21 protein-coding genes are annotated in these 24,679 nt (G+C 71.3%); 3 read left to right on the top strand and 18 right to left on the bottom strand.

The annotated features are described in order from the left end of the window. Positions 1 to 261: 261 nt before the first annotated feature. From OG574_RS28455 to OG574_RS28415, 9 genes are all read right to left on the bottom strand, one after another. The gene (locus tag OG574_RS28455; RefSeq protein WP_326775517.1) at positions 262 to 2,589 is read right to left on the bottom strand and encodes a xanthine dehydrogenase family protein molybdopterin-binding subunit; all 2,328 of its coding nucleotides are present in this window, start codon (positions 2,587 to 2,589) and stop codon (positions 262 to 264) included. After that, the gene (locus tag OG574_RS28450) at positions 2,586 to 4,154 is read right to left on the bottom strand and encodes a 2Fe-2S iron-sulfur cluster-binding protein (protein WP_326775516.1); all 1,569 of its coding nucleotides are present in this window, start codon (positions 4,152 to 4,154) and stop codon (positions 2,586 to 2,588) included. The genes OG574_RS28455 and OG574_RS28450 overlap by 4 nt, the downstream gene beginning before the upstream one ends. Beyond that, positions 4,151 to 5,035 carry an FAD binding domain-containing protein gene (locus OG574_RS28445; RefSeq protein ID WP_326775515.1) on the bottom strand — a complete coding sequence of 295 codons (885 nt, stop codon included), beginning with the start codon at positions 5,033 to 5,035 and terminating at the stop codon, positions 4,151 to 4,153. The genes OG574_RS28450 and OG574_RS28445 overlap by 4 nt, the downstream gene beginning before the upstream one ends. A gap of 317 nt (positions 5,036 to 5,352) precedes the next feature. Next, on the bottom strand, positions 5,353 to 7,005 hold the full coding sequence (locus OG574_RS28440; protein WP_326775514.1) for a beta-N-acetylhexosaminidase: 1,653 nt from the start codon (positions 7,003 to 7,005) through the stop codon (positions 5,353 to 5,355). Continuing rightward, on the bottom strand, positions 7,005 to 7,862 hold the full coding sequence (locus OG574_RS28435; protein WP_326778651.1) for a carbohydrate ABC transporter permease: 858 nt from the start codon (positions 7,860 to 7,862) through the stop codon (positions 7,005 to 7,007). The genes OG574_RS28440 and OG574_RS28435 overlap by 1 nt, the downstream gene beginning before the upstream one ends. A gap of 32 nt (positions 7,863 to 7,894) precedes the next feature. Further along, the gene (locus tag OG574_RS28430) at positions 7,895 to 8,794 is read right to left on the bottom strand and encodes a carbohydrate ABC transporter permease (protein WP_326775513.1); all 900 of its coding nucleotides are present in this window, start codon (positions 8,792 to 8,794) and stop codon (positions 7,895 to 7,897) included. A gap of 4 nt (positions 8,795 to 8,798) precedes the next feature. Further along, the gene (locus OG574_RS28425; protein WP_326775512.1) at positions 8,799 to 10,091 is read right to left on the bottom strand and encodes an extracellular solute-binding protein; all 1,293 of its coding nucleotides are present in this window, start codon (positions 10,089 to 10,091) and stop codon (positions 8,799 to 8,801) included. 224 nt (positions 10,092 to 10,315) lie between these two features. Beyond that, positions 10,316 to 10,603, bottom strand: coding sequence for a DUF3039 domain-containing protein (locus OG574_RS28420; RefSeq protein WP_100593929.1), 288 nt, complete (start codon positions 10,601 to 10,603; stop codon positions 10,316 to 10,318). 100 nt (positions 10,604 to 10,703) lie between these two features. Next, the gene (locus OG574_RS28415; protein WP_199841783.1) at positions 10,704 to 11,264 is read right to left on the bottom strand and encodes a YqgE/AlgH family protein; all 561 of its coding nucleotides are present in this window, start codon (positions 11,262 to 11,264) and stop codon (positions 10,704 to 10,706) included. A gap of 325 nt (positions 11,265 to 11,589) precedes the next feature. Here OG574_RS28415 and murA point away from each other — a divergent pair, with 325 nt between their 5' ends. Further along, positions 11,590 to 12,930: a UDP-N-acetylglucosamine 1-carboxyvinyltransferase gene (gene murA, locus OG574_RS28410; protein WP_100593927.1), complete on the top strand. Its 1,341-nt coding sequence runs from the start codon at positions 11,590 to 11,592 to the stop codon at positions 12,928 to 12,930. A gap of 188 nt (positions 12,931 to 13,118) precedes the next feature. Here murA and OG574_RS28405 read toward each other — a convergent pair whose 3' ends face one another. The 6 genes from OG574_RS28405 to OG574_RS28380 form a co-directional block, all read right to left on the bottom strand. Beyond that, a complete protein-coding gene (locus OG574_RS28405) occupies positions 13,119 to 13,400 on the bottom strand; it encodes an HU family DNA-binding protein (protein WP_030680681.1) in 282 nt (93 codons plus the stop codon). A 296-nt stretch (positions 13,401 to 13,696) separates the two neighbouring features. Further along, the gene (locus tag OG574_RS28400) at positions 13,697 to 15,130 is read right to left on the bottom strand and encodes an NAD-dependent malic enzyme (RefSeq protein WP_100593926.1); all 1,434 of its coding nucleotides are present in this window, start codon (positions 15,128 to 15,130) and stop codon (positions 13,697 to 13,699) included. A 362-nt stretch (positions 15,131 to 15,492) separates the two neighbouring features. Beyond that, a complete protein-coding gene (locus tag OG574_RS28395; RefSeq protein WP_326775511.1) occupies positions 15,493 to 17,880 on the bottom strand; it encodes a HelD family protein in 2,388 nt (795 codons plus the stop codon). A gap of 81 nt (positions 17,881 to 17,961) precedes the next feature. After that, the gene (locus tag OG574_RS28390; RefSeq protein ID WP_326775510.1) at positions 17,962 to 18,762 is read right to left on the bottom strand and encodes an anti-sigma factor family protein; all 801 of its coding nucleotides are present in this window, start codon (positions 18,760 to 18,762) and stop codon (positions 17,962 to 17,964) included. Further along, positions 18,759 to 19,334 (bottom strand): sigma-70 family RNA polymerase sigma factor, encoded by a 576-nt coding sequence (locus OG574_RS28385; protein ID WP_100593923.1) that lies wholly within the window; start codon positions 19,332 to 19,334, stop codon positions 18,759 to 18,761. Before OG574_RS28385 ends, OG574_RS28390 begins: the two co-directional genes overlap by 4 nt. A gap of 145 nt (positions 19,335 to 19,479) precedes the next feature. Beyond that, entirely contained in the window at positions 19,480 to 20,067 is a 588-nt protein-coding gene (locus OG574_RS28380; RefSeq protein ID WP_326775509.1) for a CGNR zinc finger domain-containing protein, read from the bottom strand. A gap of 155 nt (positions 20,068 to 20,222) precedes the next feature. Here OG574_RS28380 and OG574_RS28375 point away from each other — a divergent pair, with 155 nt between their 5' ends. Continuing rightward, complete coding sequence (locus tag OG574_RS28375; RefSeq protein WP_326775508.1) at positions 20,223 to 20,441, top strand: type II toxin-antitoxin system VapB family antitoxin; 219 nt, start codon at positions 20,223 to 20,225, stop codon at positions 20,439 to 20,441. A gap of 1 nt (position 20,442) precedes the next feature. Continuing rightward, positions 20,443 to 20,859 (top strand): PIN domain-containing protein, encoded by a 417-nt coding sequence (locus OG574_RS28370; RefSeq protein WP_326775507.1) that lies wholly within the window; start codon positions 20,443 to 20,445, stop codon positions 20,857 to 20,859. Between the two features lies 1 nt (position 20,860). On the opposite strand, the gene OG574_RS28365 is transcribed toward OG574_RS28370, so the two are convergent. From OG574_RS28365 to OG574_RS28355, 3 genes are all read right to left on the bottom strand, one after another. Beyond that, positions 20,861 to 22,021 (bottom strand): uroporphyrinogen-III synthase, encoded by a 1,161-nt coding sequence (locus OG574_RS28365; protein ID WP_326775506.1) that lies wholly within the window; start codon positions 22,019 to 22,021, stop codon positions 20,861 to 20,863. A 97-nt stretch (positions 22,022 to 22,118) separates the two neighbouring features. Beyond that, positions 22,119 to 23,471 carry a nitrate/nitrite transporter gene (locus OG574_RS28360; RefSeq protein ID WP_326775505.1) on the bottom strand — a complete coding sequence of 451 codons (1,353 nt, stop codon included), beginning with the start codon at positions 23,469 to 23,471 and terminating at the stop codon, positions 22,119 to 22,121. A gap of 183 nt (positions 23,472 to 23,654) precedes the next feature. Next, complete coding sequence (locus tag OG574_RS28355) at positions 23,655 to 24,596, bottom strand: hypothetical protein (RefSeq protein ID WP_326775504.1); 942 nt, start codon at positions 24,594 to 24,596, stop codon at positions 23,655 to 23,657. Between the last annotated feature and the right edge of the window lie 83 nt (positions 24,597 to 24,679).

Here is a 24,679-nt window from a genome sequence, read left to right as displayed (position 1 = left end):
GTTCCCCCGTGCCCGCCGAAGGTCATCGGCCGCCGTCGTCTGCGAAGTCTCGACAACAACTCTAGCCATGCGCACTGTCAGTTCACACGCGGCCCGTTGCAGAGTCCATCGACATCACGTCACACAACGACACGACGTGTCACAACTCGCAACGGGCAGACGGAAGTTGGATCTTCACTCCGTTGATGTCGCCATCGTCGGAGGCGCCGTTGACGTCGTCGCCACCGCCGCCTCCCGGCCGGTCGGAGAGGATCAGGAGGATCAGTCCGTCGACGCCATAGCCGGAGCGGACGCGTTCGTCACCACCGCCGCCTGCGGCCGGATCGGCAGCCGGTTGACGGGACGGCCCGTGGCCGCCCGGACCGCTGAGGCCACTGCCGCCGGGGATGCGACCACCGGGACCGCGCTTGCCGCCTTCGCTCCGAAGGGGGCCACCACGTCCCGTTCCTCGACCAGTTTGACGATGCGGATGTCGGGGGCGTCCAGGGCTGTCGGGAGCGCGTAGCCCGTGAAGTCGGGGTGGCGGACCAGGCCGCGCGGGGTGCGGAGGTTCTCCGTGAGGGCCGCGCCCACGCCCTGCGTGACGCCCGCTTCGATACGGGCCGTCAGCTGGGCCGGGTTCAACACCCGGCCCACGTCCTGGGCGACCGCCAGTTCCACGACTCGTACGGAGCCGAGTTCGATGTCCACGTCCACCACCGCGCGGATCGCGCAGAACGCGAGGCCCACGAAGGCATCGCCCTGACCCTCCGCGTCGAGGGGTTCGGTGGGGTGCGGGCGGCACTGGGCCGTGGCCCACAGTTCCTTGCCGTCCATCGCCTCGGTGACCGTCGTCGAGAGGACTCCGTCGTACGACGTGATCTTGCCGTCGGCGATCTGGAGCAGCTCCGTGGACATGCCGAACTTGTGCGCCAGGGGCTGGAGAAGCTGGGTGCGGACCATTTTCGCGGCGCGTTCGACCGCACCGCCGGAGACCCACGTGTGGCGGCCGCGGCAGCCGGGGCCGGCCGGCGGCTGGTCCGTGTCGACCGGGGCGACCTGGACCTCGTCGATACCGAGGGTGTCCTGGACGATCTGCCTCGCCAAAGTAGTAAAACCCTGGCCGGTTTCCACGGCAGCGCAGATGACCGTCGCCACGCCGTCGTGGACCTTCACCGTCGCCGTCGACACCTCGTCGGTGCCTTCCGCGCCGAGCATGTGCACCATGCCGAGGCCGTAGCCGACGCCACGGCGCACCGCGCCCGGTTCGCCCGCGCCCTCGGGGCCGCCGGGCAGCAGCCACTCGTCCTCGGGGGTGTCCCTGGGAAGCTCCGGGAGCGGGAAGTCCCGTACCGCGCCCAGCAGTTCGGCGACCGGCGCCGGGCACGTCACCGTCTGCCCGGTCGGGAGTACGTCACCCGTGGCCATGGCGTTGCGCAGGCGCAGCTCCGCCGGGTCGATGCCGAGCTTCTTCGCCAGCTTGTCCATCTGCGCCTCGTACGCGGCACAAACCTGGAGGGCGCCTTCTCCGCGTACGTGGCCGGAGGGCGGGTTGTTCGTGCGGACCGCCCAGCCCTCGATGAAGGCGTGCGGGACGACGTAGGGGCCGCAGGCGAAGGAGACGGCGGCGGCGAGCGCCTCCGAAGACGTGTCCGCGTACGCGCCCGCGTCGAGGAGGATCTGCGCCTCGACCTTGACGAGCTTGCCCTCGGCGTCCGCGTGGTGGCGGTAGCGCAGGAGGGTGGGGTGGCGGTGGGTGTGGCCGAGGAAGGACTCCTCGCGCGTAGCGGTGAGTTTGACCGGGCAGCCGGTCCTCAACGCGAGTAGTCCGAGCGGGAGTTGGAAGCTCTGGTCCTCGCGGTCGCCGGTCGCGCCGGGCACACCCGTGACGACGACCTTCACGCGCTCGGGTTCGAGGCCGTAGCGGGCGGCGGCGAGGTCGCGGTCGCCGTGCGGGTCGGTGGAGGCGATGTAGAGCTCCACTCCCCCGTCGGGGCGCGGTACGGCGAGGCCGGCCTCGGCGCCGATGGGGGCCGGGTCCTGGCGGCCGATGCGGTACTGGCCCTCGACAACGATCTCGCCGACCGCGTCCTGGTCGCCGTGGCGCAGGGGGATGTGGCGGATCAGGTTGCCGTCGGGGTGCAGCGGCTCGGCGGCGAAGGACTGCTCGGGGTCGGTGACCGGTTCGAGCACCTCGTACTCGACGATGACGGCCGCGGCCGCCATGCGCGCGGTGTCCGGGTGGTCGGCGGCGACGGCCGCGATGGCCTCGCCGTGGTGGCGTACGACGTCGGAGGCGAACACCGGGCGGTCCGCGGCGCGGTGGCCGGGCAGGGGCGCTCCGGGGACGTCCTCGTGGGTGATGACGGCCCGCACACCGGGCATCTCGCGCGCGTGGGTCGTGTCGATGGAGAGGATCCGCGCGTGCGGGTGCGGGGAGCGCAGGACGGCCGCCCACAGCAGACCCTCGGCCCACAGGTCGGCCGCGTACGGGAAGGTGCCCTCCGTCTTGGCGCGCGCCTCGGCGGGCGGCAGGGACGCCCCGAGGCCGTGCGGCAGCGGCTCGGCCACGGGGGCCGCGGGCGCGGTGGCTGCTGCTTCGTCACTCACGCCAGGCCTCCGTCCTGAATACCTTCGGTCGCGCTGGGTCCCGCCTGGTGCGGGATGCGGGCCTTGCCCTCGGCGTCACCCGCAGAGGTCGAGCCCGTCGAAGTGGTCCCACTCGTCGCGGACGCCTCGCGTTCGGTGACGACCTGCTGTACGGCGTCCAGGATCCCGCGGTAGCCGGAACAGCGGCACAGGTTGCCGCACAGCGCCTGCCGGGTCTCCAGCTCGGTGGGGGCCGGGTTGCCCTCGAGGAGGTCGTGCACGGTCATCGCCATGCCGGGCACGCAGAACCCGCACTGGACGGCGCAGCGGCCGGCGAGGGCGCGCTGCACGTCGGAGGGCTGCCCGTCGGCGGCCAGGCCCTCCACCGTGCGTACTTCGCTGCCGGCGGCGGTGGCGCCGGGCACGAGGCAGGAGGCTACGAGGCGGCCGTCGACCTGCACGTTGCAGGCGCCGCACTCGCCCTGCGAGCAGCCGTCCTTGGCCCCGGCGAGGCCGAGGCGCTCGCGCAGGACGTAGAGCAGGGACTCGCCGATCCAGGCGCCGGTGACGGGGCGGTCGGTGCCGTTGACCCGCAGGACGTAGGAGGCGAGGGGGTGGTCGTCGTGGAGGGGGGCGACCACAGCGTCGGGGTCGGGCTCGTCGGCGACGGCGTCCTCGGGGGCGGGGGCTTCGGCGACCTCGGGGGCCTCGTCGACCTCAGGAGCCTCCGGGGCCTCACGGACCTCAGAAGCCTCGGCGGTCGGCACCCGCACCGGCTCCTCCGCCGACTCGGCAGCGACGTCCGCGAACGCGTGCGCTTCGTCGTCCACGGTCCCGACCGGCTCGGGTTCGCCGTGTATATCGCGTTCGCCGTGTATGTCGTGTACGCCATGCACGTCGCGTACGTCGTCGGCGTCCTCCTGCGCCTGCTCCGGCTCCGGCGCGAACTCGGGCTCAAGCTCCCCCGCCGGCTCCCGCGCCCACTCCTCCGCCGCCCAGGGCGCAACCGCGCCCCCCGGCAGCGTCGCCGGAGGCGTCCGGCCCCACTGCGCGGCGATGGACGACGTGGTGAACTCGCCCGACTCGTCCGGAAGATCCCCTTCGGCGATGACCGGGATCGACCACTGCCCGGTCTGCCCGGCCTGTCCGGCCTGCTCCGCCGGTTCGGCCACCGGATGCTCGTGGGCGGGCGGCTGCTCGACGTCCGAGAAGCTCCACTGCCCGGTCGCCCCGGCCCCGTGGCCGTACGAAGGCATCGCCTCCGTAGCGGCAGGTTCGGCGTGTTCGGCAGGTTCGGGCCAGTGCACCTCACCCGTAGCCGCCCCCGTGGGCGCCGCCTGCGCCCCCGTCACGTCGGGCGGCAGCACCCACACGCCGGTCGCCGACGGGTCCGTGGCCGCGGGGCCGCCGGGCGCGATGGTGATCTGCGGCGGTACGTAGCCGTGTCCCGGCGCGGCCAGCGGCACGTCGGGGAGCCCGCCCTCGGGAAGCTGCACGAAGGCGGTGGCGTCCGCGTCGTAGTCGCCCTGGGGCAGCGGCTCCCAGCCGCCGCCCTGATGGCCACCGTGGTTGTGCTCGTCAGTCACGACAGCGCCCTCCCAAGTGCACGTCGGGCCAGCGCGGCGACCGTGCGCCGCAGGTGCAGTACGGCGGGCGGCAACTGTTCCTGGGTGCCGTCCGGCGCCGGGGCGGCGTCGGGGATGCAGGCCGCGGCGACGTACTCGCCGAACGCGGTCAGCGCCTCGGGCACGAGCATCCGCTCGCCGTCCCAGTCGATGAGCGAGGCCACCCACTGCTCGGCCTCCAGGGGCCGCAGCGGCATGGGCGCGATGGCGCCGACCGCGCACCGCACGCCGCGCCTCGCGGGGTCGAGGACGAGCGCGACGGACGCGAGGGCGCGCCCGGGGCCGGTGCGGCCGGTGGCCTTGAGGAAGGTCTGCGGGGCGTGCAGGAGCGGCACGCGTACGAAGCCGATGAGCTCGCCGGGGCTGAGCATCTCCATGCCCGCGAGCAGGTGGGAGACGGGGACCTCGCGCCGCACGCCGCCGGGGCCCGCGATGATGAGGGTCGCTTCGAGGGCGGCCAGGACCGGCAGGGTGTCGCCGGTCGCGGCGGCGGAGGCGATGTTGCCGCCGAGGGTGCCCGCGTTACGGATCTGGGGCGGTCCGGCGGCGCGGGCCGCGGCCGCGAGGGCGGGGATCAGGGCGGCGAAGTCGGGGCGTCCGATGCGGGCGTGGGTGAGGCCGGCGCCGAGCAGGGCGTGACCGTCCTGGTACTGCCAGCCGCGGATCTCGCTGATGCGGCCGAGGCCGACGAGGGCGGCGGGGCGCAGCAGTCCGGCGTTGACCGAGGCCATCAGATCGGTGCCGCCCGCGACCGGGACCGCGGCGGGCATGGCGGAGAGTGCTGCCACGGCCTCGTCCAGCGAGCCCGGGAGCGTCACGGCCTGCGTTGCGTGCGTGGTCAAACCGGCTGCCCCTTCCCGATGTCCGGCACTTCGCCCGGCGGCTTCGGCTTGTGAACCGTCGTTCGCACCGTTACGCCTGTTCCGCCGTACGGTACGTGCTGACAGGCCGGACGTGGCAACTCTGGCACATCTTCCCGGGGGCCCGGCGAGGGGGTCCGCTAGGAGGCTTTCGCCCCGAGGACCAGGGAGATGGGTCGATTTCGCCCCTGGTCGCCGGTCGGTGCGCATTGCCACTCTTCGGTGATTTTTGTAAGGCTTTTTCGTGCGGTCCCACGGTCCCAGGGCCGGGGCCCCGGGGCACGCGTACGGCGGGCCTCTCACACGTTCGGGGGCGCCCCCTCGATCGGGCGTCCGAGCACACCCGGTCGCTGCTGCCACGGAAGGGGCCCTGTGGGCGGGCGGTAGCCGACGCCGAGGGCGTCAAGGCGGGCGTAGTGGGCGGTCATTCGGCGCCGGAAGTCCGCGTAGTCGCGCTCGGCGGGTGCGGGCAGGGCGCTCCAGGCGACCTCGGCGAAGGCGGCCAGGCGCGGGAACACCTGGTAGTCGACGCGGTCCTGGCTCTCCATCACCTCGGTCCACACGTTGGCCTGGGTGCCGAGGACATGCCGCGCCTCGTCCTCGGTGAGCTGCGGGGGGACGGGCTCGAAGCGGTAGACGTCCTCAAGCGTGCGGACGTATCCGATGGGCATCGGCTCGTCGTCGCCCGGCGCCTGACGGTGGTCCAGGTACACCTGCTGCTCGGGGCACATGACGACGTCGTGTCCGGCGCGGGCGGCGGTGATGCCGCCCTGGTAGCCGCGCCAGGACGACACGGCGGCGCCGGGCGCGAGGCCGCCCTCCAGGATCTCGTCCCAGCCGATCAGGCGGCGGCCGCGTTCGGTGAGCCAGGTGTCGAAGTGCCGGATGAACCAGGACTGGAGCTCGTCCTCGCCCTTCAGGCCGAGTTCGGCGATCCGGGCCTGCGCGGCGGGCGACTGCTTCCACTGGTCCTTGGGGCACTCGTCGCCGCCGATGTGAATGAACGGCGAGACGTCGGCCGGGAAGAGGCCGAGGAGTTCCTCGAATACGCCCTCGTAGAAGCGCAGGGTGTGGTCGGTCGGCGCGAGTACGTTCGGGGTTACTCCCCAGTTGTCCCAGACGGTGAGCGAGGCGGTGTCGACGACGTCCGTGTTGCCGAGTTCCGGATAGGCCGCGATGGCCGCCTGGGAGTGGCCGGGGACATCGATCTCGGGGACGACGCGGATATGCCGTTGGGCGGCGTACGCGACGATCTCGCGGATGTCGTCCTGCGTGTAGAAGCCGCCGTGCGGACGGTCGTCCCACAGGGGTGAGGCGCGGTGGCCGAATTTCGTGCGTGCGCGCCAGGCTCCGTGCTCCGTCAGCCTGGGGTGGCGCTTGATCTCGACGCGCCACCCCTGGTCGTCGGTGAGGTGGAAGTGGAAGACGTTCAGTTTGTGCGCGGCGAGCAGGTCGAGATAGCGCAGGACTCCGTCCTTGGGCATGAAGTGGCGTGATACGTCCAGCATCAGTCCGCGCCAGGCGAAGCGTGGGGCGTCCTCGACGGTGCCGGTGGGGACGGACCACGTGCGGCCCGCTTCGACGGGCGCGCGCCGGAATGCGTCCGGGCCGAGGAGCTGACGGAACGTCTGGGCTCCCCAGAAGACACCGGCCGCGCTGCCGCCTTCGACGCGGACCGCGTGCCGGTCGACGGTCATCCGGTAGGCCTCCGCGCCGAGTTCCGGGTCGACGCGCAGTTCGATACGGGTGCCGCCGTCGCGCAGCTCAGTGCCGGTGTCGGCGTCGTTCAGGGCGAGGCCGGTGGCCGCTCCGACGGTCGAGCGCAGCCAGCGGGCGACGCCCTCGGTGCCCGCGCCGGCGTCGACCGTGGTGGCGTCGCCGAGCTCGTGAAGGCCGTCGCCGGGCGCCGTCCGGCGGGGTACGGGAATGAGATCTGCCGAAGTCACTGACATCAGTCCTTAACCGCGCCGCCGAGCCCGGACACCAGGCGCCGCTGTACGAGTACGAAGAAGACCAGTACCGGAATGGTCATTACCGTCGACGCCGCCATGATGCCGCCCCAGTCGTTCTCGTCGGGTTTGAAGAAGACGAGCAGGGCCATGGGCAGGGTCGACTGCGAGGTGTCGCTGATGATGAAGGACTTCGCGAACAGGAAGTCGTTCCAGGTGGAGATGAACGAGAACACGCTGGTCGCCACGAGGCCGGGAAAGACCAGCGGGAAAAGGATCTGCCAGAGGAACCTGGTGCGGCTCGCGCCGTCGATGTACGCCGCCTCCTCAAGCGCTTCAGGGACGGCCTTCACAAAGCCCCGGAGCATCCACACGGCGAACGGCAGCGAGAACGCCAGGTGCGGCAGGATCAGTGAGCCCAGCGTGTTGAGCTGCCCGAAATCCCGCATGAGGAAGAAGAGCGGAATGGTGAGGGCCTCGACGGGCACCATCTGCGCCACCAGGAACATGATGAGAAGCGTCGTGCGGAACCTGAACCGGAACCTTGTCACCGCGGTCGCCGCGAGGAATGCGACGAGGGCGGAGAGCACGACGACGGTGCCCGCGACGATCAGGCTGTTGAGGAAGTAGCGGCCGAATTCCTGCTGTTGGAAGACGCGCCGGAAGGAGTCGAGCGAGGGCGCGAGCGTCCAGGGCCTCGGCTCGGTCGACTCGATCTCCCCGGCCGGCTTGAAGGCGCCGAGCACCATCCAGTAGAGGGGGAAGGCGACGACGAGGGCGATCAGGAGGGCGGACGCCTCGGCGGCGAGCCGCCACGGACGCCGCACCCTCACCCGGACCCGGACCCGTACGGAGCCCACGGCGCGTACGGGACTCGCAGCACGTACGGAGCTCACAGCTCCTCCCCCCTGCGGCGCAGGATCCGCAGGTAGCCGAGCGTGACGGCGAGCAGGATCAGCAGCATGACGACGCCGATCGCCGAGCCGAGGCTGTACTGGCTCGACGCGAAGGCCTTTTGGTACGCGTACACGTTGAGCACGAGGTTCTGGCCCGCGATGCCACCGCCGTTCGTCATGACGTAGATCTGGGTGAACACCTTGAAGTCCCAGATGACCGACTGGACGGTGACGACGAGGAGGATCGGCCGCAGCATCGGCGCGAGCACCGAGCGCCAGGTCCGCCACTGCGAAGCCCCGTCGAGCGCCGCCGCCTCGACGACCTCCTCCGGGACCGCCCTGATGCCCGCGTACACGGTGACCATCACGAACGGGAAGGAACACCAGACCACTTCGAGCAGGACGAGCGCGAAGGCGCTGTAGCGGCCGTACGTCCACGAGAAGTCGCCGAGCCCGAACACCCGGTTGACCGGGCCGAAGTCCGGGTCGAAGAGGAACATCCACACCGTCGAGCCGGTGACGGCGGGCGTCGCCCAGGCGCCGAGCGCGGCCAGCATCAGGGCGAGCCGGGGCAGGGCACGTACGCGGGTGAGCAGGACGGCGAGGGCGCAGCCGACGGCGAGCGTGGAGACGACGCACGCGGCGGCGAACAGGACCGTGGCGAGCAGCACCTGCCAGAACTGCTCGTCTGCGAAGAGCGTCGCGTAGTTCCCGAGCCCCTGGAACGTGGTCGGTTCGCCGCCGCTGACCTGGGCCTGGGTGTATTCGAGGAACGAGATCAGGCCGAGTTGGTAGACGGGGTAGACGAGGAGCCCGCCGAGGAGGAGCAGGGCGGGGGCGAGATAGAGCCAGGGGGTCCAGGCGCCGGTGCGGCGGGCGGCGGTGGTGGTGGCCACGCGGTCAGCCCGCGGTGCGGAAGGCGGTGTCCATCTTCTTCGCCGCGTCCCGCGAGGCGGTCGCCACGTCCTTACGTCCGCTGACGATCTCCTGGAACATGGTCGGCAGGACGAGCGAGGCGTCTATCTGACCCCAGGCGGGCGAGGCGGGCACGAACTTGGCGCCGGCGCCGAGGGTCTTGATGAAGGGCGCGACGAAGGGCTCCTTCTTCGCGACGCTCTCGCGGACGTCCGTGTACGTGGGCAGGAAGCCCATCGCGTCGAAGAGTTCGCCCTGCGTCTTCTTCGAGGCGAGGCTCTTCATGAGGTCCACGGCGAGCGTGCGGTGCGAGGTGCTCTTGAGCACGCCGATGTTGTTGCCGCCCGCGAAGGCCGGGGCGATGTCGCCCTTGTCCGCGCCCGGCAGCGGCACGACGGCGTACTTGCCCTTGACCTTGCCGTCCTCCATGGCCTGGTGACTGAAGTCGCCACCGATGGCCATGCCGGCCTTGCCGGAGGCGAAGGCGGTGACGGTGTCATTGCCGCCCATGCCGGCGCACTTGGCCGCGGGACAGTTGTCGCCGCCGAAGAGGGACGTGTAGGCCTCGATGCCCTTGCGCGCGGCCTGGCTGTCGATGGCCGACTCGTACGATCCGCCCTTCTTCTCGGCGAGTTCGCCGCCCTGGGACCAGATGAACGGCATCGCGCCGTACGTGTACGCGCCGCCGACCGCGAGGCCGTACAGGTCCGGCTTCGCCTTGTGGATCTTCCGTGCCGTGGCGGCGAGTTGCGCCTGCGTCGTCGGGACGCCGAGCTTGAGGTCCTTGAAGACGTCGGTGCGGTAGTAGAGGGCGCGCACGCCGACGAAGTAGGGGGCGCCGTAGATCTTTCCGTCGACGGTCACGGACTCCTTGGCCGTCGGGTCGGTGTCCTTGGCCTCGGACCAGGCGCCGAACTCCTCGGTCACGTCGGCGAGGCCGCCGTCCTTGACGTATCCGGCGGTGTCGGTGTTGCCGTACTCGATGACGTCGGGCGCGCTCTTCGGGTCGTTGAAGGCGGCCTTGATCTTCTCGGCGCGGGTCTCGACGGGTATGTACTCAACCTTGACGTCGGCGCCCTTGTGGGACTTCTCGAAGGCGGCGACGGCCGCGTCGACGACCTTCTGCTTCGGCTGGTTGTTGACCTCCTGGAAGAGCCAGACACGCAGGGTCCCGCTCTTGTCGTCCCCGGCGGAGCCGTTGTCCGACGTCCCGGGGGCGCAGGCGGCGGCGAGGACAAGTGCGGCCAGGGGCAAGGCCATTCGGACGGGGAGCTTCATGGGGGCAGCCTCCGAAGAGTCGTTGCAACATACGCAATGGCGGTTTTGCTGTGCACAACACAGAGGAGGCTAGGAGGTCCAGACCACTGAGCGCAACGGTCGCGCAGGCAGCACAAAGGCCCCCATGGCGCGACAGATGCGCACCTCGGGGGCCTTTCGCAGCAGCCTCAGGAACCTTCCGCAGCGACGCGAACCGCCGCTTCCTGCCCTCTTGCTCGCCGCCTCTACTTCTTGTCCTTGCCGCCCTTGTCCTTGTCGCCGCCGGCGCCCATGGACTCGTAGATCTCCTTGCACATGGGACACACGGGGTACTTCTTCGGGTCCCGGCCCGGCACCCAGACCTTGCCGCAGAGCGCGACGACCGGCGTCCCCTCGAGGGCGCTCGCCATGATCTTGTCCTTCTGGACATAGTGGGCGTAGCGCTCGTGGTCGCCGTCACCGTGCGACGTCTGCGGCGTCGGCTCTACGAGGGTCCCCGTACCTGTCCCGCGCTCGGGCTCAAGAGTGCTCATAAAGGCCAAGGGTACTTAAGCGCCGGGAGAAGGGGCAGCGGCCTCGGGGTGAAGGGCCCGCACGCCCGATTTCCGTCGATCACGGCACCGGCCGGCGGCCTCAGTTGAGCGAGGGATCGTCCGGGTACGTCGCCACCATCGCCAGGTCGCTGCGCTGGCGTCGCAGTACCGCCCGCCACAGCCCCTCCGGGTCCGTCGACGAGACGTCTCCCGGCTCCGACTCGACGACGTACCAGGCGCCGTCCGTCAGCTCGGACTCCAGCTGGCGCGGGCCCCAGCCGGCGTACCCCGCGAAGATCCGCAGGGATCCGAGGGCGGAGGCGAGCAGCTCGGGAGGGGCCTCCAGGTCGACGAGGCCGATCGCGCCGTGGACGCGGCGCCAGCCGAGCGGCCCTTCGTCGCCGGGGATCACCGCTACGCCGAGCGCCGAGTCGAGCGAGACCGGGCCGCCCTGGAAGACGACGCCCGGATCCCCGGCGAGCTCGCCCCAGCCCTCCAGGATGTCCCCGACCCCGACGGGCGTGGGCCGGTTGAGGACGACGCCGAGCGAGCCCTCCTCGTCGTGGTCGAGGAGCAGCACGACCGCCCGGTCGAAGTTCGGGTCCGCGAGGGCGGGTGTGGCCACGAGCAGCCGCCCTGTGAGCGAGGACACCTCGGTCATGCCAGACATGATCCCGCATCTTGCCGCCGAGCGGGGAGTCAATGGCCCTTCCCGGGTGCGCCCAGCTCAGAGACGCCTCGCGCGCCCGGGGCGCGCGCCGTGAACCACCCCCGGAAGGTAACCCTCCGCGCCCGTTCAGCCACATTTCGTGTTGTAGCGAAGTCATGACGCCCCGCCTGTGCACTTGGGCCTACAGAAGGGGGGTAGGCGGCCCTTACGCTTATGCCTTGGCCCGCCAGCGGCCCGGCCCGAAAGGCCTCGCCCGACGGCTCCGCCCTGCGGTCCTGCCCATCTGTCCTGTCCATCTCATCGGAACGCGAGATTCATGACCGTCACCGACGATGTACTGCTTGTCCACGGCGGAACCCCGCTGGAGGGCGAGATCCGTGTCCGCGGCGCGAAGAACCTCGTGCCCAAGGCCATGGTCGCCGCGCTGCTCGGCAGCGAGCCGAGCCGGCTGCGCAACGTCCCGGACATCCGTGACGTCCGGGTCGTACGCGGCCTCCTCCAGCTGCACGGCGTGACGGTCCGCCCGGGTGAGGAACCCGGCGAGCTGATCATGGACCCGTCGCACGTGGAGAGCGCCAACGTCGCCGACATCGACGCGCACGCCGGCTCCTCGCGCATTCCGATCCTGCTGTGCGGGCCGCTCCTGCACCGGCTCGGCCACGCGTTCATCCCCGGCCTCGGCGGCTGCGACATCGGCGGCCGGCCGATCGACTTCCACTTCGAGGTGCTCCGCCAGTTCGGCGCGACCATCGAGAAGCGGGCGGACGGCCAGTACCTGGAGGCCCCGCAGCGGCTGCGCGGCACGAAGATCCGGCTGCCGTACCCGTCGGTCGGCGCGACCGAGCAGGTGCTCCTGACGGCCGTGCTGGCCGAGGGCGTGACCGAGCTCTCGAACGCGGCCGTGGAGCCCGAGATCGAGGACCTCATCTGCGTCCTGCAGAAGATGGGCGCGATCATCGCCATGGACACCGACCGGACCATCCGGGTCACGGGTGTCGACAAGCTCGGCGGCTACACGCACCGCGCCCTCTCGGACCGTCTGGAGGCCGCGTCGTGGGCGTCGGCCGCGCTGGCGACCGAGGGCAACATCTACGTCCGCGGCGCCCAGCAGCGCTCGATGATGACGTTCCTGAACACGTACCGCAAGGTCGGCGGCGCCTTCGAGATCGACGACGAGGGCATCCGCTTCTGGCACCCGGGCGGCTCACTGAAGTCGATCGCCCTGGAGACGGACGTCCACCCCGGATTCCAGACCGACTGGCAGCAGCCGCTCGTCGTGGCCCTGACGCAGGCCTCGGGCCTGTCCATCGTCCACGAGACGGTCTACGAGTCCCGCCTGGGCTTCACGTCCGCGCTGAACCAGATGGGCGCGCACATCCAGCTCTACCGCGAGTGCCTGGGCGGCTCGGACTGCCGCTTCGGCCAGCGCAACTTCCTGCACTCCGCGGTCGTGTCGGGCCCGACGAAGCTCCAGGGCGCCGACCTGGTCATCCCCGACCTGCGCGGCGGCTTCTCGTACCTGATCGCGGCCCTGGCCGCCCAGGGCACGAGCCGCGTCCACGGCATCGACCTGATCAACCGCGGCTACGAGAACTTCATGGAGAAGCTCGTGGAGCTCGGCGCGAAGGTCGAGCTGCCCGGCAAGGCACTGGGCTAGCCACAAGCCGGCTGTCTGCCCGGGGGCCATCCCCCGGGCAGACACAGCCTGGAGAAGCTCGTGGAGCTCGGCGCGAAGGCCGAGCTCCCGGGCCGGCCACAGGAGGCTGCTGACGCCTTCCTGAGCGCCGCGACAACACAGAAGGGGCGGCCACCCGAACCGGGTGGCCGCCCCTTCTGTTGCCTGGCTTACTTGCCCTTGGCGGCTTCCTTGAGCTTGGAGCCCGCGGACACCTTCACGCTGAAACCGGCCGGGATGTTGATCGGCTCGCCGGTCTGCGGGTTGCGGGCGGTGCGAGCGGCACGGTGCGTGCGCTCGAAGGTCAGGAAGCCGGGGATGGTGACCTTCTCGTCGCCCTTGGCAACGATCTCGCCGACCGTCTCGGCGAACGCGGCCAGCACGGCGTCGGCGTCCTTGCGGGTCACCTCGGCGCGGTCGGCCAGCGCGGCCACCAGCTCACTGCGGTTCATGTTTGTACTCCCGTGTTCTTCTTGCCGTTGAGGCGTGCCACGCGGCGGAGCCGCATGTTGGGCACAGCGAAGCCGATGCTGCCAGGGTCCTCGGTCAGGCCCCGGACCCGGGTCCGTCTTCAGACCCTCGCGCCCGAAGACGCATCCTGCCCCCACCAGCGGCGGGAAAGCCAATCCGGCGCCCTCGGGGGTCACCGAAATGCGTCGCCGTCCCGGACTGGGGCGGGGTCGGGGCCGTGCTTCCCGGCCACCCTAGAGGGCAGCCAGGGGCCCCGCATTCCGCGACGCGCCGGGCCTCAGGAGGCCGTGGCGCCTGTCACAGCGGCGCCGGCGGCCTTTGCGGCGTTACGCACCGCTCCGGCGACGGCGCCCGCGACCTTGTCGTTGAAGACGCTCGGAATGATGTAGTTCGGGTTGAGCTCGTCCTCGCTCACCACGTCCGCCAGGGCGGCCGCGGCGGCCAGCATCATCTCCGTGTTGACCGTACGCGACTGGGCGTCGAGGAGGCCACGGAAGACGCCCGGGAACACGAGGACGTTGTTGATCTGGTTCGGGAAGTCCGAGCGGCCCGTGGCCACAACTGCCGCCGTCTGACGGGCGATTGCGGGGTCGACCTCGGGGTCGGGGTTCGCGAGCGCGAACACGATCGCGCCCTCGGCCATGGCCGCCACGTCGTCCCCGTCGAGCACGTTCGGAGCGGAGACCCCGATGAACACGTCGGCGCCGCGCACGGCCTCCTTGAGCGTGCCCGTGAGGCCCTCGGGGTTGGTGTTGTCGGCGATCCAGCGCAGCGGCGAATCGGCCTTCGCGTCGACGAGGTCGGCGCGGTCCGCATGGACGACACCGTGGATGTCGGCGACGACCGCGTTCTTGACGCCGGCCGCGATCAGGAGCTTGAGAATCGCCGTGCCGGCCGCGCCCGCGCCGGACATGACGACGCGGATGTCGCCGATGGCCTTACCCGCGACACGCAGGGCGTTCGTCAGGGCGGCGAGGACGACGATGGCCGTGCCGTGCTGGTCGTCGTGGAAGACCGGGATGTCGAGGGCCTCACGCAGGCGGGCCTCGATCTCGAAGCAGCGCGGGGCGGAGATGTCCTCGAGGTTGATGCCGGCGAAGCCGGGGGCGATGGCCTTGACGATCTCGACGATCGCGTCGGTGTCCTGGGTGTCCAGGCAGATCGGCCAGGCATCGATGTCGGCGAAGCGCTTGAAGAGGGCCGCCTTGCCCTCCATGACCGGCATGGCGGCCATCGGGCCGATGTTGCCGAGGCCGAGCACGGCGGAGCCGTCCGTCACGACCGCAACGGTGTTCCGCTTGATCGTCAGACGCCGGGCGTCCTCGGGGTTCTCGGCGATCGCCATGCACACGCGGGCCACACCCGGCGTGTAGATCATGGACAGGTCGTCACGGTTGCGGATGGGATGCTTCGACTGCATCTCGATCTTGCCGCCGAGGTGCATCAGGAACGTACGGTCGGAGACCTTGCCGAGGACGACGCCCTCGATGCCGTTCAGGCCCTCGACGATCTCGTCGGCGTGCGAGGTGGAGCTCGCGGCGATCGTGACGTCGATCCGGAGTTTCTCGTGGCCGGACGCCGTCACGTCGAGACCGGTCACCGAGCCTCCGTGGGACTCCACGGCCGTCGTGAGTTGGGATACCGCTGTTCCGCTGGCGGGCACCTCAAGGCGGACCGTCATCGAGTAGGAGACGCTGGGCGCCGTTGCCATGGCCGACTTCCTCTGCTTTCACCGTGTGGCTGCTGCTGTTTTTCCGTCCGATCGTCGCACCTACCGCCGAGTACGTGGTAGCCGCCCCGGATTGCGAACGTTTTGTTCACTGCCCGGACAGCGCCCCGGTAGCGCACTTTCGGAAAGTTGTTTCCACCATACGAGAAGTGATGGGAAACAGAAAGAGGTCCACGTCAGGTGACGTGGACCTCTTCCTACGTTGATGACACCGGCCCGCCATGCTCGCCTCGCGGCAAGTGGTCGCTCGTAGCGACGAAGGTTGGGCCCGGGGGCTTGGATCGAGCCGGTGCCACGTCCAAGGTAACAAAGGATCCCCGTAAGGCAATTCCCATCCCTCGAACTCATTCACGCAGCAGGTCCGGCACCCCGTCCGCGTCGGGTTCGTCGCGGCTGCCCGAGACGACGGTGAGCTGCTGCGTGGCGCGGGTCAGCGCCACGTACAGGACGCGCAGGCCCGCCGGGGACTCGTCGGCGATCTCCGCGGGCGACACGACGACCGTCGCGTCGTACTCCAGGCCCTTGGCCTCCAGGCTGCCGAGCGCGACCGCGCGGTCGCCGAGCCCGGCCAGCCAGCGCGCCGCCTCGTCCCGCCGGTTCATCGCCACGACGACGCCGACCGTGCCGTCGACCTGGTCGAGCAGGCGCGCCGCTTCCTCCCGGACGGTGTGCCCGAGGCCGTCCCGTACGACCGCGAACCGCGGGCGCACGCCCGTCGAGCGGACCGCCGAGGGGGACTCGGAACCCGGCATGGCGAGCGCGAGGACCTTGGCGGCGAGCTCGGCGATCTCGGCCGGGTTGCGGTAGTTCACGGTGAGCGTGAAGCGGCGGCGCGGGCGGGAGCCGAGGGCCTCGTCGCGGGCCTCGGCCGCCTCGTCGGGGTCCGACCAGGACGACTGGGCGGGGTCGCCGACCACCGTCCAGGTCGCGTGCCGGCCGCGGCGGCCGACCATCCGCCACTGCATGGGCGTGAGGTCCTGCGCCTCGTCGACGATGACGTGCGCGTACTCCGTGCGCTCCTGGGCCAGGCGCTCGGCGCGCTCGCGCTGGGTCTCGTGGCGCTCGGGCATCAGCTCCTCGAGGCCGGTGAGCTGGTCAAGGGGGTCGTACTCGCGCTTCTTCTTCGGGCGCAACGGGGTGCCCAGGACCGCGTTCAGCTCGTCGAGGAGCGCCACGTCGTGCACCGACAGGGCGTCGCGGCGCAGCGAGCGGGCGACCTTGCGGACCTCGCCGGGGTTGAGGATCCGGCGCGCCCAGCGGCCGAGGCGGCGCTCGTCGCCCATTGCGGCGAGGACCCCGCGCGGGGTCAGCTCGGGCCACCACGCGTCGAGGAAGCGGACGAAGTCGTCCTCGGAGGTGATGTCGTCGTCGAACGACGAGCGCAGCTCCGCGGCGAGTTCCGGGTCGCTGTGGCGGGTGCCCGCGCCGGACTGCGACCACAGGGCGTCCAGGAGGAGCTTGCGGGCGCGCGGGCGGAGCATGTTGACGGGGGCGGTGCCGCTCAGCGCGTTCTGGCGGATCCTCGCCAGGTCGGCGGCCTCCAGCTCCAGGCGGCGGCCGAAGGCGACGACGCGCAGGCGCGTGGGCTGCTCGGCGGGGGCCGCCGCGTCGTCGTCCTCCTCGCCGAAGGCCAGCTGGCCCGTGCCCTGCGACGGTTCCTTCGCGGGCGTGCCCGCTTCGAGCGCGCCGCGCGCGGCCTTGCGCAGGACGCGCAGCATCCACGAGGAGCCCTTGACGCGGGCCACCGCCGGGGAGTCGTAGACCGTGGCCTCCGCGCCGTCGACCAGTGAGCCGACCGCGCGGATCGCGACCTGGCCCTCCTCGCCGAGCGAGGGCAGGACGCCCTCGGTGTAGGCGACGAGGAGCGGGGTCGGGGAGACGATCAGAATGCCGCCCGCGTACCGGCGGCGGTCCTGGTAGAGCAGATACGCGGCGCGGTGCAGGGCGACGGCCGTCTTGCCGGTGCCGGGGCCGCCCTCCACGTACGTCACCGAGGCGGCGGGCGCCCGGATCACCAGGTCCTGCTCGGCCTGGATGGACGCCACGATGTCGCGCATGGTGTGGCTGCGGGCCTGGCCGAGGGCGGCCATCAGGGCGCCGTCGCCGATGACGGGCAGCTGCTCGCCGTCGAGGTACGCGGTCAGCTCGGGGCGCATCAGGTCGTCCTCGACGCCGAGCACCTTGCGGCCCTTGGAGCGGATGACCCGGCGGCGTACGACCCGTCCCGGATCGACCGGGGTCGAGCGGTAGAAGGGCGCGGCGGCCGGCGCGCGCCAGTCGATGACCAGGGGCGAGTAGTCGGCGTCCAGGACGCCGATCCGGCCGATGTGGAGCGTCTCGGCGATGTCGGCGGTCCGCTGCCCGTCCGCGTCCTCGCGCACGGCCCCCTCGGCGGGCTCCACGGCCGTGTACGCGCCGTCGGGGCCCTTCTTGCCGTCCTTGCCGAGCAGCAGGTCGATCCGGCCGAAGAGGAAGTCCTCGAACTCGTTGTTGAGGCGATTGAGGTGGATCCCCGCGCGGAACACCTGGGCGTCGCGTTCGGCGAGGGCGCCGGGTGTGCCGACCTGCCCCCGCTTGGCCGCGTCGTTCATCAGGAACTCGGCCTCGTGGATCTTTTCCTCGAGCCGGCGGTACACCTGGTCGAGGTGTTCCTGTTCGACGCCGATCTCGCGCTCCCGTACGGAATCGCGGTCCTGGTCGAGCGCGGTTTGCTGATGAGCCTGAGCGGCCACCGGGCCCCCTTCTGACGTGCTGGGCAGCCGTCAAAGGTACGCGAAGGGAGGCCCGGGAGGCTACGCATCCGGCTGCCGGGGCTACGCGTCGACCTCCACGAGGCGTTTGCCGTCGAGGGTCTCGACCTCGAAGTGGTCGATGGCGTTGCGCTCGAACGCGGCGCCCCCGTGCACGTACAGGGGTTCCTTCGAGACCTCGTGCTTGCTGTCGGGAATGCCGTAACCCCACTGCGGGACGGACCAGGTGGTGACCGTCTCGCGCTCGCCGTTCTTCCCGACCGCGATCAGGGAGCACTTCAGCGGGCCCTTGACGTTCTTCAGCTCCAGGACGGTGTGGGTGCCCCAGGCCTTCTTCTCCATGCCGATGGTGGCGGTGACCTTCGTGACCGCGTCGGTCGCCTTGACCTTCTCGTCCATGTGGTTGAAGAAGGCGTCCTCGGCGGGGCTGGTGGGGTGGGCCCCCTCGGCGACGTTGTCCGTCCCGCCGTCGTTCACGGCGAGCACGGTCAGCGGGCCGCCGATGATCAGTGCGGCGGCGGCCGCCACCAGGTACATCCCGCGGCGGCGCTTGCGGGCCCGCTTCTGCGCCACCTCGTCGAAGAGCCGGCCGGCGAGCTGGTCGCTCGGGCGGGCGCCGAGCTGCGCACCGAGGCGTTCTCTGGCGGGGGTGCCCTGCGGTTCGGGGATGTCCGCGAGGGCGGCGAGCATCGGCTCCATGCCGGAGAACTCCTCCAGCTGGTGTGCGCACAGCTCGCAGCCCGCCAGATGCGCTTCGAAGGCGCTTGCCTCGGCGTCGTCGAGGACACCGAGCACGTAGGCGCCGACCGTCTCGTGAACGTCACCGGACCCATGCGGTCCGTAGTCGTCGTACGAGGCACTCATGCCGTCACCCCCCGCTCCTCCAGCGCCAGCTTCATGGAACGCAGCGCGTAGAACACCCGTGAGCGCACCGTTCCGCTGGGAATACCGAGTGTCTCGGCGGCCTCGTTGACCGTACGCCCCTTGAAGTACGTCTCCACCAGCACCTCGCGGTGGGCGGGCGTCAGGTCCTCGAGCGCGTCCGAAAGGGTCATCAGCCACAGCGCCTTGTCGATCTCGTCCTCCGCGGGGATGACCTCCAGCGGCGACGGATCGACCTCCTGCGGCCGGGCCTGCCGGCTGCGGTGGCCGTCGATGACGATGCGCCGGGCGACCGTCACCAGCCAGGGGCGTACCGAACCGGTCGCTCGGTTGAGCTGACCGGCGTTCTTCCAGGCACGGATGAGCGTTTCCTGTACGACATCTTCGGCGCGCTGCCGGTCCCCCGCCACCAGCCTGAGCACATAGGCCAGAAGTGGACCCGCGTGCTCGCGGTAGAGCGCGCGCATCAGCTCCTCGTCGGGCTCAGGAGGCTGCGGCGCGCGATGTCGTGCCCTCGGCGGGCGTTCATCGGCCACGGCGGAATCCTTGCGCACGCCTACCTCCGCTGTCCCCTGGTTGAGCGTTCCGGCTGGGTCGCCGCTCGGCTGGACGCACCCCAGTACGTAAGAGGTCCGCGATGTGTTCAATCGATCTGCCGGGACATGCCAAAAAGGGTTCGGGGAGGCCGTCGGGTGATCTTCAGGCCCGGGCGAGTGCCGCCCTGCGCCGGTGTCGCGCCACCCGCTCCCGGTTGCCGCACACCTCGCTGGAGCACCAGCGGCGGCGCCGCCCCCGGGACGTGTCGAGATAGATGATCGGGCAGCTGTCGCCCTCGCAGCGGCGCAGGCAGGAGCGGGCGACCGGGTCCGTGAGGAGCTCCACGGCGTCACGGGCGACGGCGGCGAGCAGCTCGCCGCAGCCGGGGTCGGCGTGCAGGGCCCTGGCGAGGGTGCCGTCGGTGCTGCGGGTCGCGCGGGGTGCGGGCGGCGCCGCGCGGGCGAGGGCGTTGACCCGCTCCAGGGCGGCGGACGCGGGCCTGCCGTCGAGTTCGCCGCGCACCAACTGGCCGATATGGCCGCGCAGTTCGAGCATCGCGGCGAGCCAGGCGGCGTCGGCGTCCCGCAGCGGCGTGTCCACGGGCACGAGCCCCGAGCCGACCAGCCAGGCCCGCAACCGCCCCACCGAGTCGAGCCGTTCGTCGGGGTGCGCCGTGGCCAGGAGATCCAGCGAACTGCGCCCGGAGTCGAAGCGCAGCTCGTACGAGGACGAGGACGATGGCGATGCCATCCCCCTACAGTGCCCGCCCACAGGCACCGCCGGAACCCCTGGTACCGGGCCCCTCACGAAGGGTTCACCGACGGCGTCGGCCCGGGACGTCGGGCACAATGTATGAAGCATGGGCTACCTTTGTATGTGACCCACATTTCCCCTGGAGGTGCCCGGTGGCCGCGACGCAGATCGACATAGACGACGAGGCTCTCGCCGAGGCCATGCGACTGTCCGGCGCGCGCACCAAGAAGGAGACGGTGAACCTCGCGCTGCGCGAGTACGTGGAGCGCCAGCGCCGTGCCGAGGCGCGCCTCCGGCACTTCAAGGCGTCCCAGGACTGGGACGACGAGAGCTTCTGGCGCCTGCACGCCGCCGAGAAGGGCACCGCCTGACGTGCTGCGGTACCTGGTCGACTCGACGGCGGTGTGGCGGCTCCAGCGCGACCGGTCGCTCAACGACGCCTGGAGCCGTGAGATCGAGGAGGGCACCATCGCCTCCTGCCAGCCTCAGCGCACCGAGTTCCGCCGCTCCGCGCGCGACCTCGACGAATACGACGCGATGACCGACATGTTCGGCAGCCTCTACCCGGACGCGCCGGTCCCCAAGAACGCCTGGCAGTGGGTCGAGACGGCGCAGTACCGACTCGCCCAGCGCGGCCGCCACCGGAGTCTGTCGACGGTCGACTGGCTCATCTGCGCCACCGCGGCCCACCACGGCCTCGTGGTGCTCCACGACGACAAGGACTTCGCCGCCGCCGCGGGCCTGCTGACGGACCTCGACGAGCACAGCGTCCACCGCACGCCGAACTGACTCAGTCCGTCCCGTACTTGGAGTCCGCCGCCGGGTCCAGGGCCAGGCGGTAGCCGCGCTTGACCACCGTCTGGATCAGCTTGGGGGTGCCGAGGGCCGTACGGAGCCTGGCCATCGCCGTTTCCACCGCGTGTTCGTCGCTGCCCGCGCCGGGCAGCGCGCGCAGGAGTTCGGCGCGGGGGACCACCCAGCCGGGGCGGCGCGAGAGGGAGCGCAGGAGCGACATCCCGGCGGGCGGTACGGGGTGCAGATCGCCGTCGACCAGGACGGCCTGGCCGCGGATCTCCACGCGGTGGCCCGCGATCGGCAACGCACGGGCCCTGCCCGGGAGTTCGGCGCACAGGAGCTGGACGAGCGGCCCGAGGCGGAAGCGCTCGGGCTGCACCGTGTCCACGCCGTGGGCCTGGAGCGGCAGCGCGGTGACGGGGCCGACGCAGGCGGGCAGGACGTCGTGGCGCAGGGCGGCGAGCAACTCCGGTAGTTTGCCCCGCAGTTCGGCCCGGGAGAGCAGGGACGCGGCGGCGGGCGCGCTGGTGAACGTGAGCGCGTCGACGCCCCGCGTGAGGGTCGCGTCGAGCAGCCGGTCGAGAGGGCCGATGTCCTCCGGCGGCATCCACCGGTACACCGGCACCCCCACGACGTCGGCGCCCGCCTCGCGCAGCGCCTCGACGAACCCGGGCAGCGGCTCGCCGTGCAGCTGGACGGCGACCCGGCGGCCGTCGACGCCCTCGTCGAGGAGCCGTTCGAGGACCTCGGCCATCGACTCGGACGACGGGGACCACTCCTCGGTGAGCCCGGCGGCCCTGACGGCGCCCTTGACCTTGGGCCCGCGGGCGAGCAGTTCCACGCCGCGCAGCCGGGCCAGCAGCGCCTCGCCCAGGCCCCAGCCGTCGGCGGCCTCGACCCAGCCGCGGAACCCGATCGCGGTGGTCGCGACGACGACGTCGGGCGCGTGGTCGACGATCTCCTTGGTCGCCGCGAGGAGCTCGCTGTCGTCGGCGAGCGGGACGATGCGCAGCGCGGGTGCGTGCAGGACGGTGGCGCCGCGCCGCTGGAGCAGCGCGCCGAGCTCGTCGGCGCGGCGCGCGGCGGTCACGCCCACGGTGAAGCCCGCGAGGGGGCCGTGCTGCCCCGCCGTGGGGCCCTGCTGTGCGTCGTACATGTGGCTCTCGTCCCGCTCGGGTGGTTCTGCCGGGGTCGACCGAGCCTGTCAACGTCCCGTGACGGGCTCGGTTCCCCATGATGTCAGCGGTGTTACGTCACACCTCCGCGTAGTTGAGCCGGGGCTCCGGCTCCGCGGCCTGCACGGGAGCGTCCGCGCCGGCCGGGCGGCGAAGGTATACGGACCAGGTGAGGGCGAAGCACACCGCGTAGAAGACGAGGAACCCGACGAAGGCGGCCGTGCCGGTGCCCGCGGTCTGGAAGGACTGGCGGAAGGCGAGGTTGATGCCGAGCCCGCCGAGCGCGCCCACCGCCCCGATCAGCCCCATCGAGGCCCCGGACAGGCGCCGCCCGTACGCCGCGGCCTCCTCCCCCGCGAGCCCTCGGGCCGTTGCCTTGGCCTGGAAGATGCCGGGGATCATCTTGTACGTCGACCCGTTGCCGAGCCCGGTGAGCACGAACAGGGCGATGAACGCCGTGGTGAACAGCGGCAGCGACTTCTGCGTCGACGCGAGGACGACCACGGCGGTGGCGGCGGCCATGGCGACAAAGTTCCACAGCGTGATGCGGGCGCCGCCGAACCGGTCGGCGAGCCGGCCGCCCACAGGCCGGATCAGGGAGCCGAGCAGCGGCCCGATGAACGTGATCGACGCGGCCTGGAGCGGTGTCCTGCCGAACTGCGTCTGCAGGACGAGCCCGAACGCGAAGCTGTAGCCGATGAACGACCCGAACGTCCCGATGTAGAGGAACGACATGATCCACGTGTGCGGGTCGCGCACGGCCTCCTTGGCCGCGCCGGTGTCGTTCTTCACGGTCGCGAGGTTGTCCATGAACAGCGCGGCGCAGATCGCCGACACGGCGATGAGCGGGAGGTAGATCCCCAGCAGCACGCGCGGGCCGCCGCTCGCGCCGATCACGGCGAGCCCGGCGAGCTGCACGACGGGGACGCCGATGTTGCCGCCGCCCGCGTTCAGGCCGAGCGCCCAGCCCTTCTTCCGCAGCGGGAAGAAGGAGTTGATGTTGGTCATCGACGAGGCGAAGTTGCCGCCGCCGACGCCGGTGAGCAGCGCGCACACCATGAACGTCGTGTACGAGGTCCCCGGCTCCATCACGACGAACGCGGCGGCCGTCGGGATGAGGAGCAGGCTCGCCGCGAGGATCGTCCAGTTCCGGCCGCCGAAGCGGGCGACGGCGAAGGTGTAGGGCACGCGTGCGACCGCCCCGACCATCGTGGCCATCGAGACCAGGAAGAACTTGCCGGCCGGGTCGATGCCGTACTCGGGCCCCATGAACAGCACCATCACGGACCACAGGGTCCAGATCGAGAACCCGATGTGCTCGGACAGGATGGAGAACGCGAGATTGCGCCGCGCGACCTTCTCGCCGCCCTCGCGCGACCAGAACGTCTCGTCCTCCGGATCCCACCTCTGGATCCAACTCCGGGCTGCCATCACACGCCTCCAGGGTCACGGTTCTCGGCTGATGACCTCGAACGTAGGGAGGCGGGATTACCGCGCTGTGCCGCACCGTGACCGCCGGGGAACGTTGCTCTCACCGGGCGCGGGGCCCGGCGGTGAGCTTCGCTCCACGGCGTGGGTCAGGTCGTGGGCGTGGATCAGGTCGTGGGGCGTGGATCAGGTCGTGGTGCCCGCCCACTTGAGGCTGGCCGAGCCGCCCTTGTCCCACTTCAGCGTGACCACGTCGTCGGCCTGCGTCAGGTTCGCGCCGAAGACCTCGTCACCGGTGTCCTTGCCCATGCACTTGACGGCGATCCGGAACGCCCCGCCGCTGCGGTTCTCCCCGATGCCGGTGCAGATGCCCTTACCGCCCGCGTCGATGTAGGACACGCTGTACTTGCCCTTGGCCGTGCCGGTCGCGACCTTGTCGCCGACCGTGAGGGTCCTGGCCTGCTCGTCCTGCCACTGGCCCTGATAGCCGGTGGACCCGGCGGGCCGCTCCTCCGCCGTCCCCGTGGAATCGCTCGGCTCCTCGACGGGGTCCTCGGTGGCGGGGTCCTCGGTCGTGGGCTCGTCGGAGGGCTCGTCCGACGAGGTGGGCTGCGCGGACACGGAGTCCTTCGCCTTCGGCTTGTCGTCGTCGCCGCCGCTGTTCGTGGCGAGGAAGATCCCGCCGACGATCAGGACGAGCGCGACGACCGCGGACCCGACGATGACGGCGGTCCGGCGCGTGTTGCCGCCCGGCGGTGGCGGGGGCGGCGGATAGGCACCCCCGCCGTAGGGCGGCTGCCCGCCGTACGGGGGCTGCCCGTACGGGGGTTGGCCCTGCGGCTGGCCCTGCGGGGGCTGACCGTAGGGAGGCTGAGCGCCGTATCCGGACTGGTCGCCGTAGCCCGGCTGGTTGCCGTAGGCGGGCTGGTCCCCGTAGCCGGGCCGGCCCTGAGGGGCCGGTGGCGGGGTCTGCGGTATCTGCGGCGGAGCCGGTGGCGGGGTCGGCGCGCCGGCGTAGGGGTTGTCCTGCCCGCCGCCGGACGGCTCCTGAGACCGGCCGGGAGGCGGCCCGTACGCCGGGTGGTGCCCGGATCCGTCCTGCGGCGGCTGGCCGGGAGGCTGTGTCATGTCGGTCCGGGTTCCCCTCGTGGTCATACGGTCACTGGTCGCTCACGCCCCAACCTCCCCCACCCCCACCGGCCGCACAACCC

The sequence above is a fragment of the Streptomyces sp. NBC_01445 genome (genome assembly GCF_035918235.1).
Taxonomy (GTDB): Bacteria; Actinomycetota; Actinomycetes; order Streptomycetales; family Streptomycetaceae; genus Streptomyces.
This window is presented reverse-complemented; position numbering and strand designations above follow the sequence as displayed.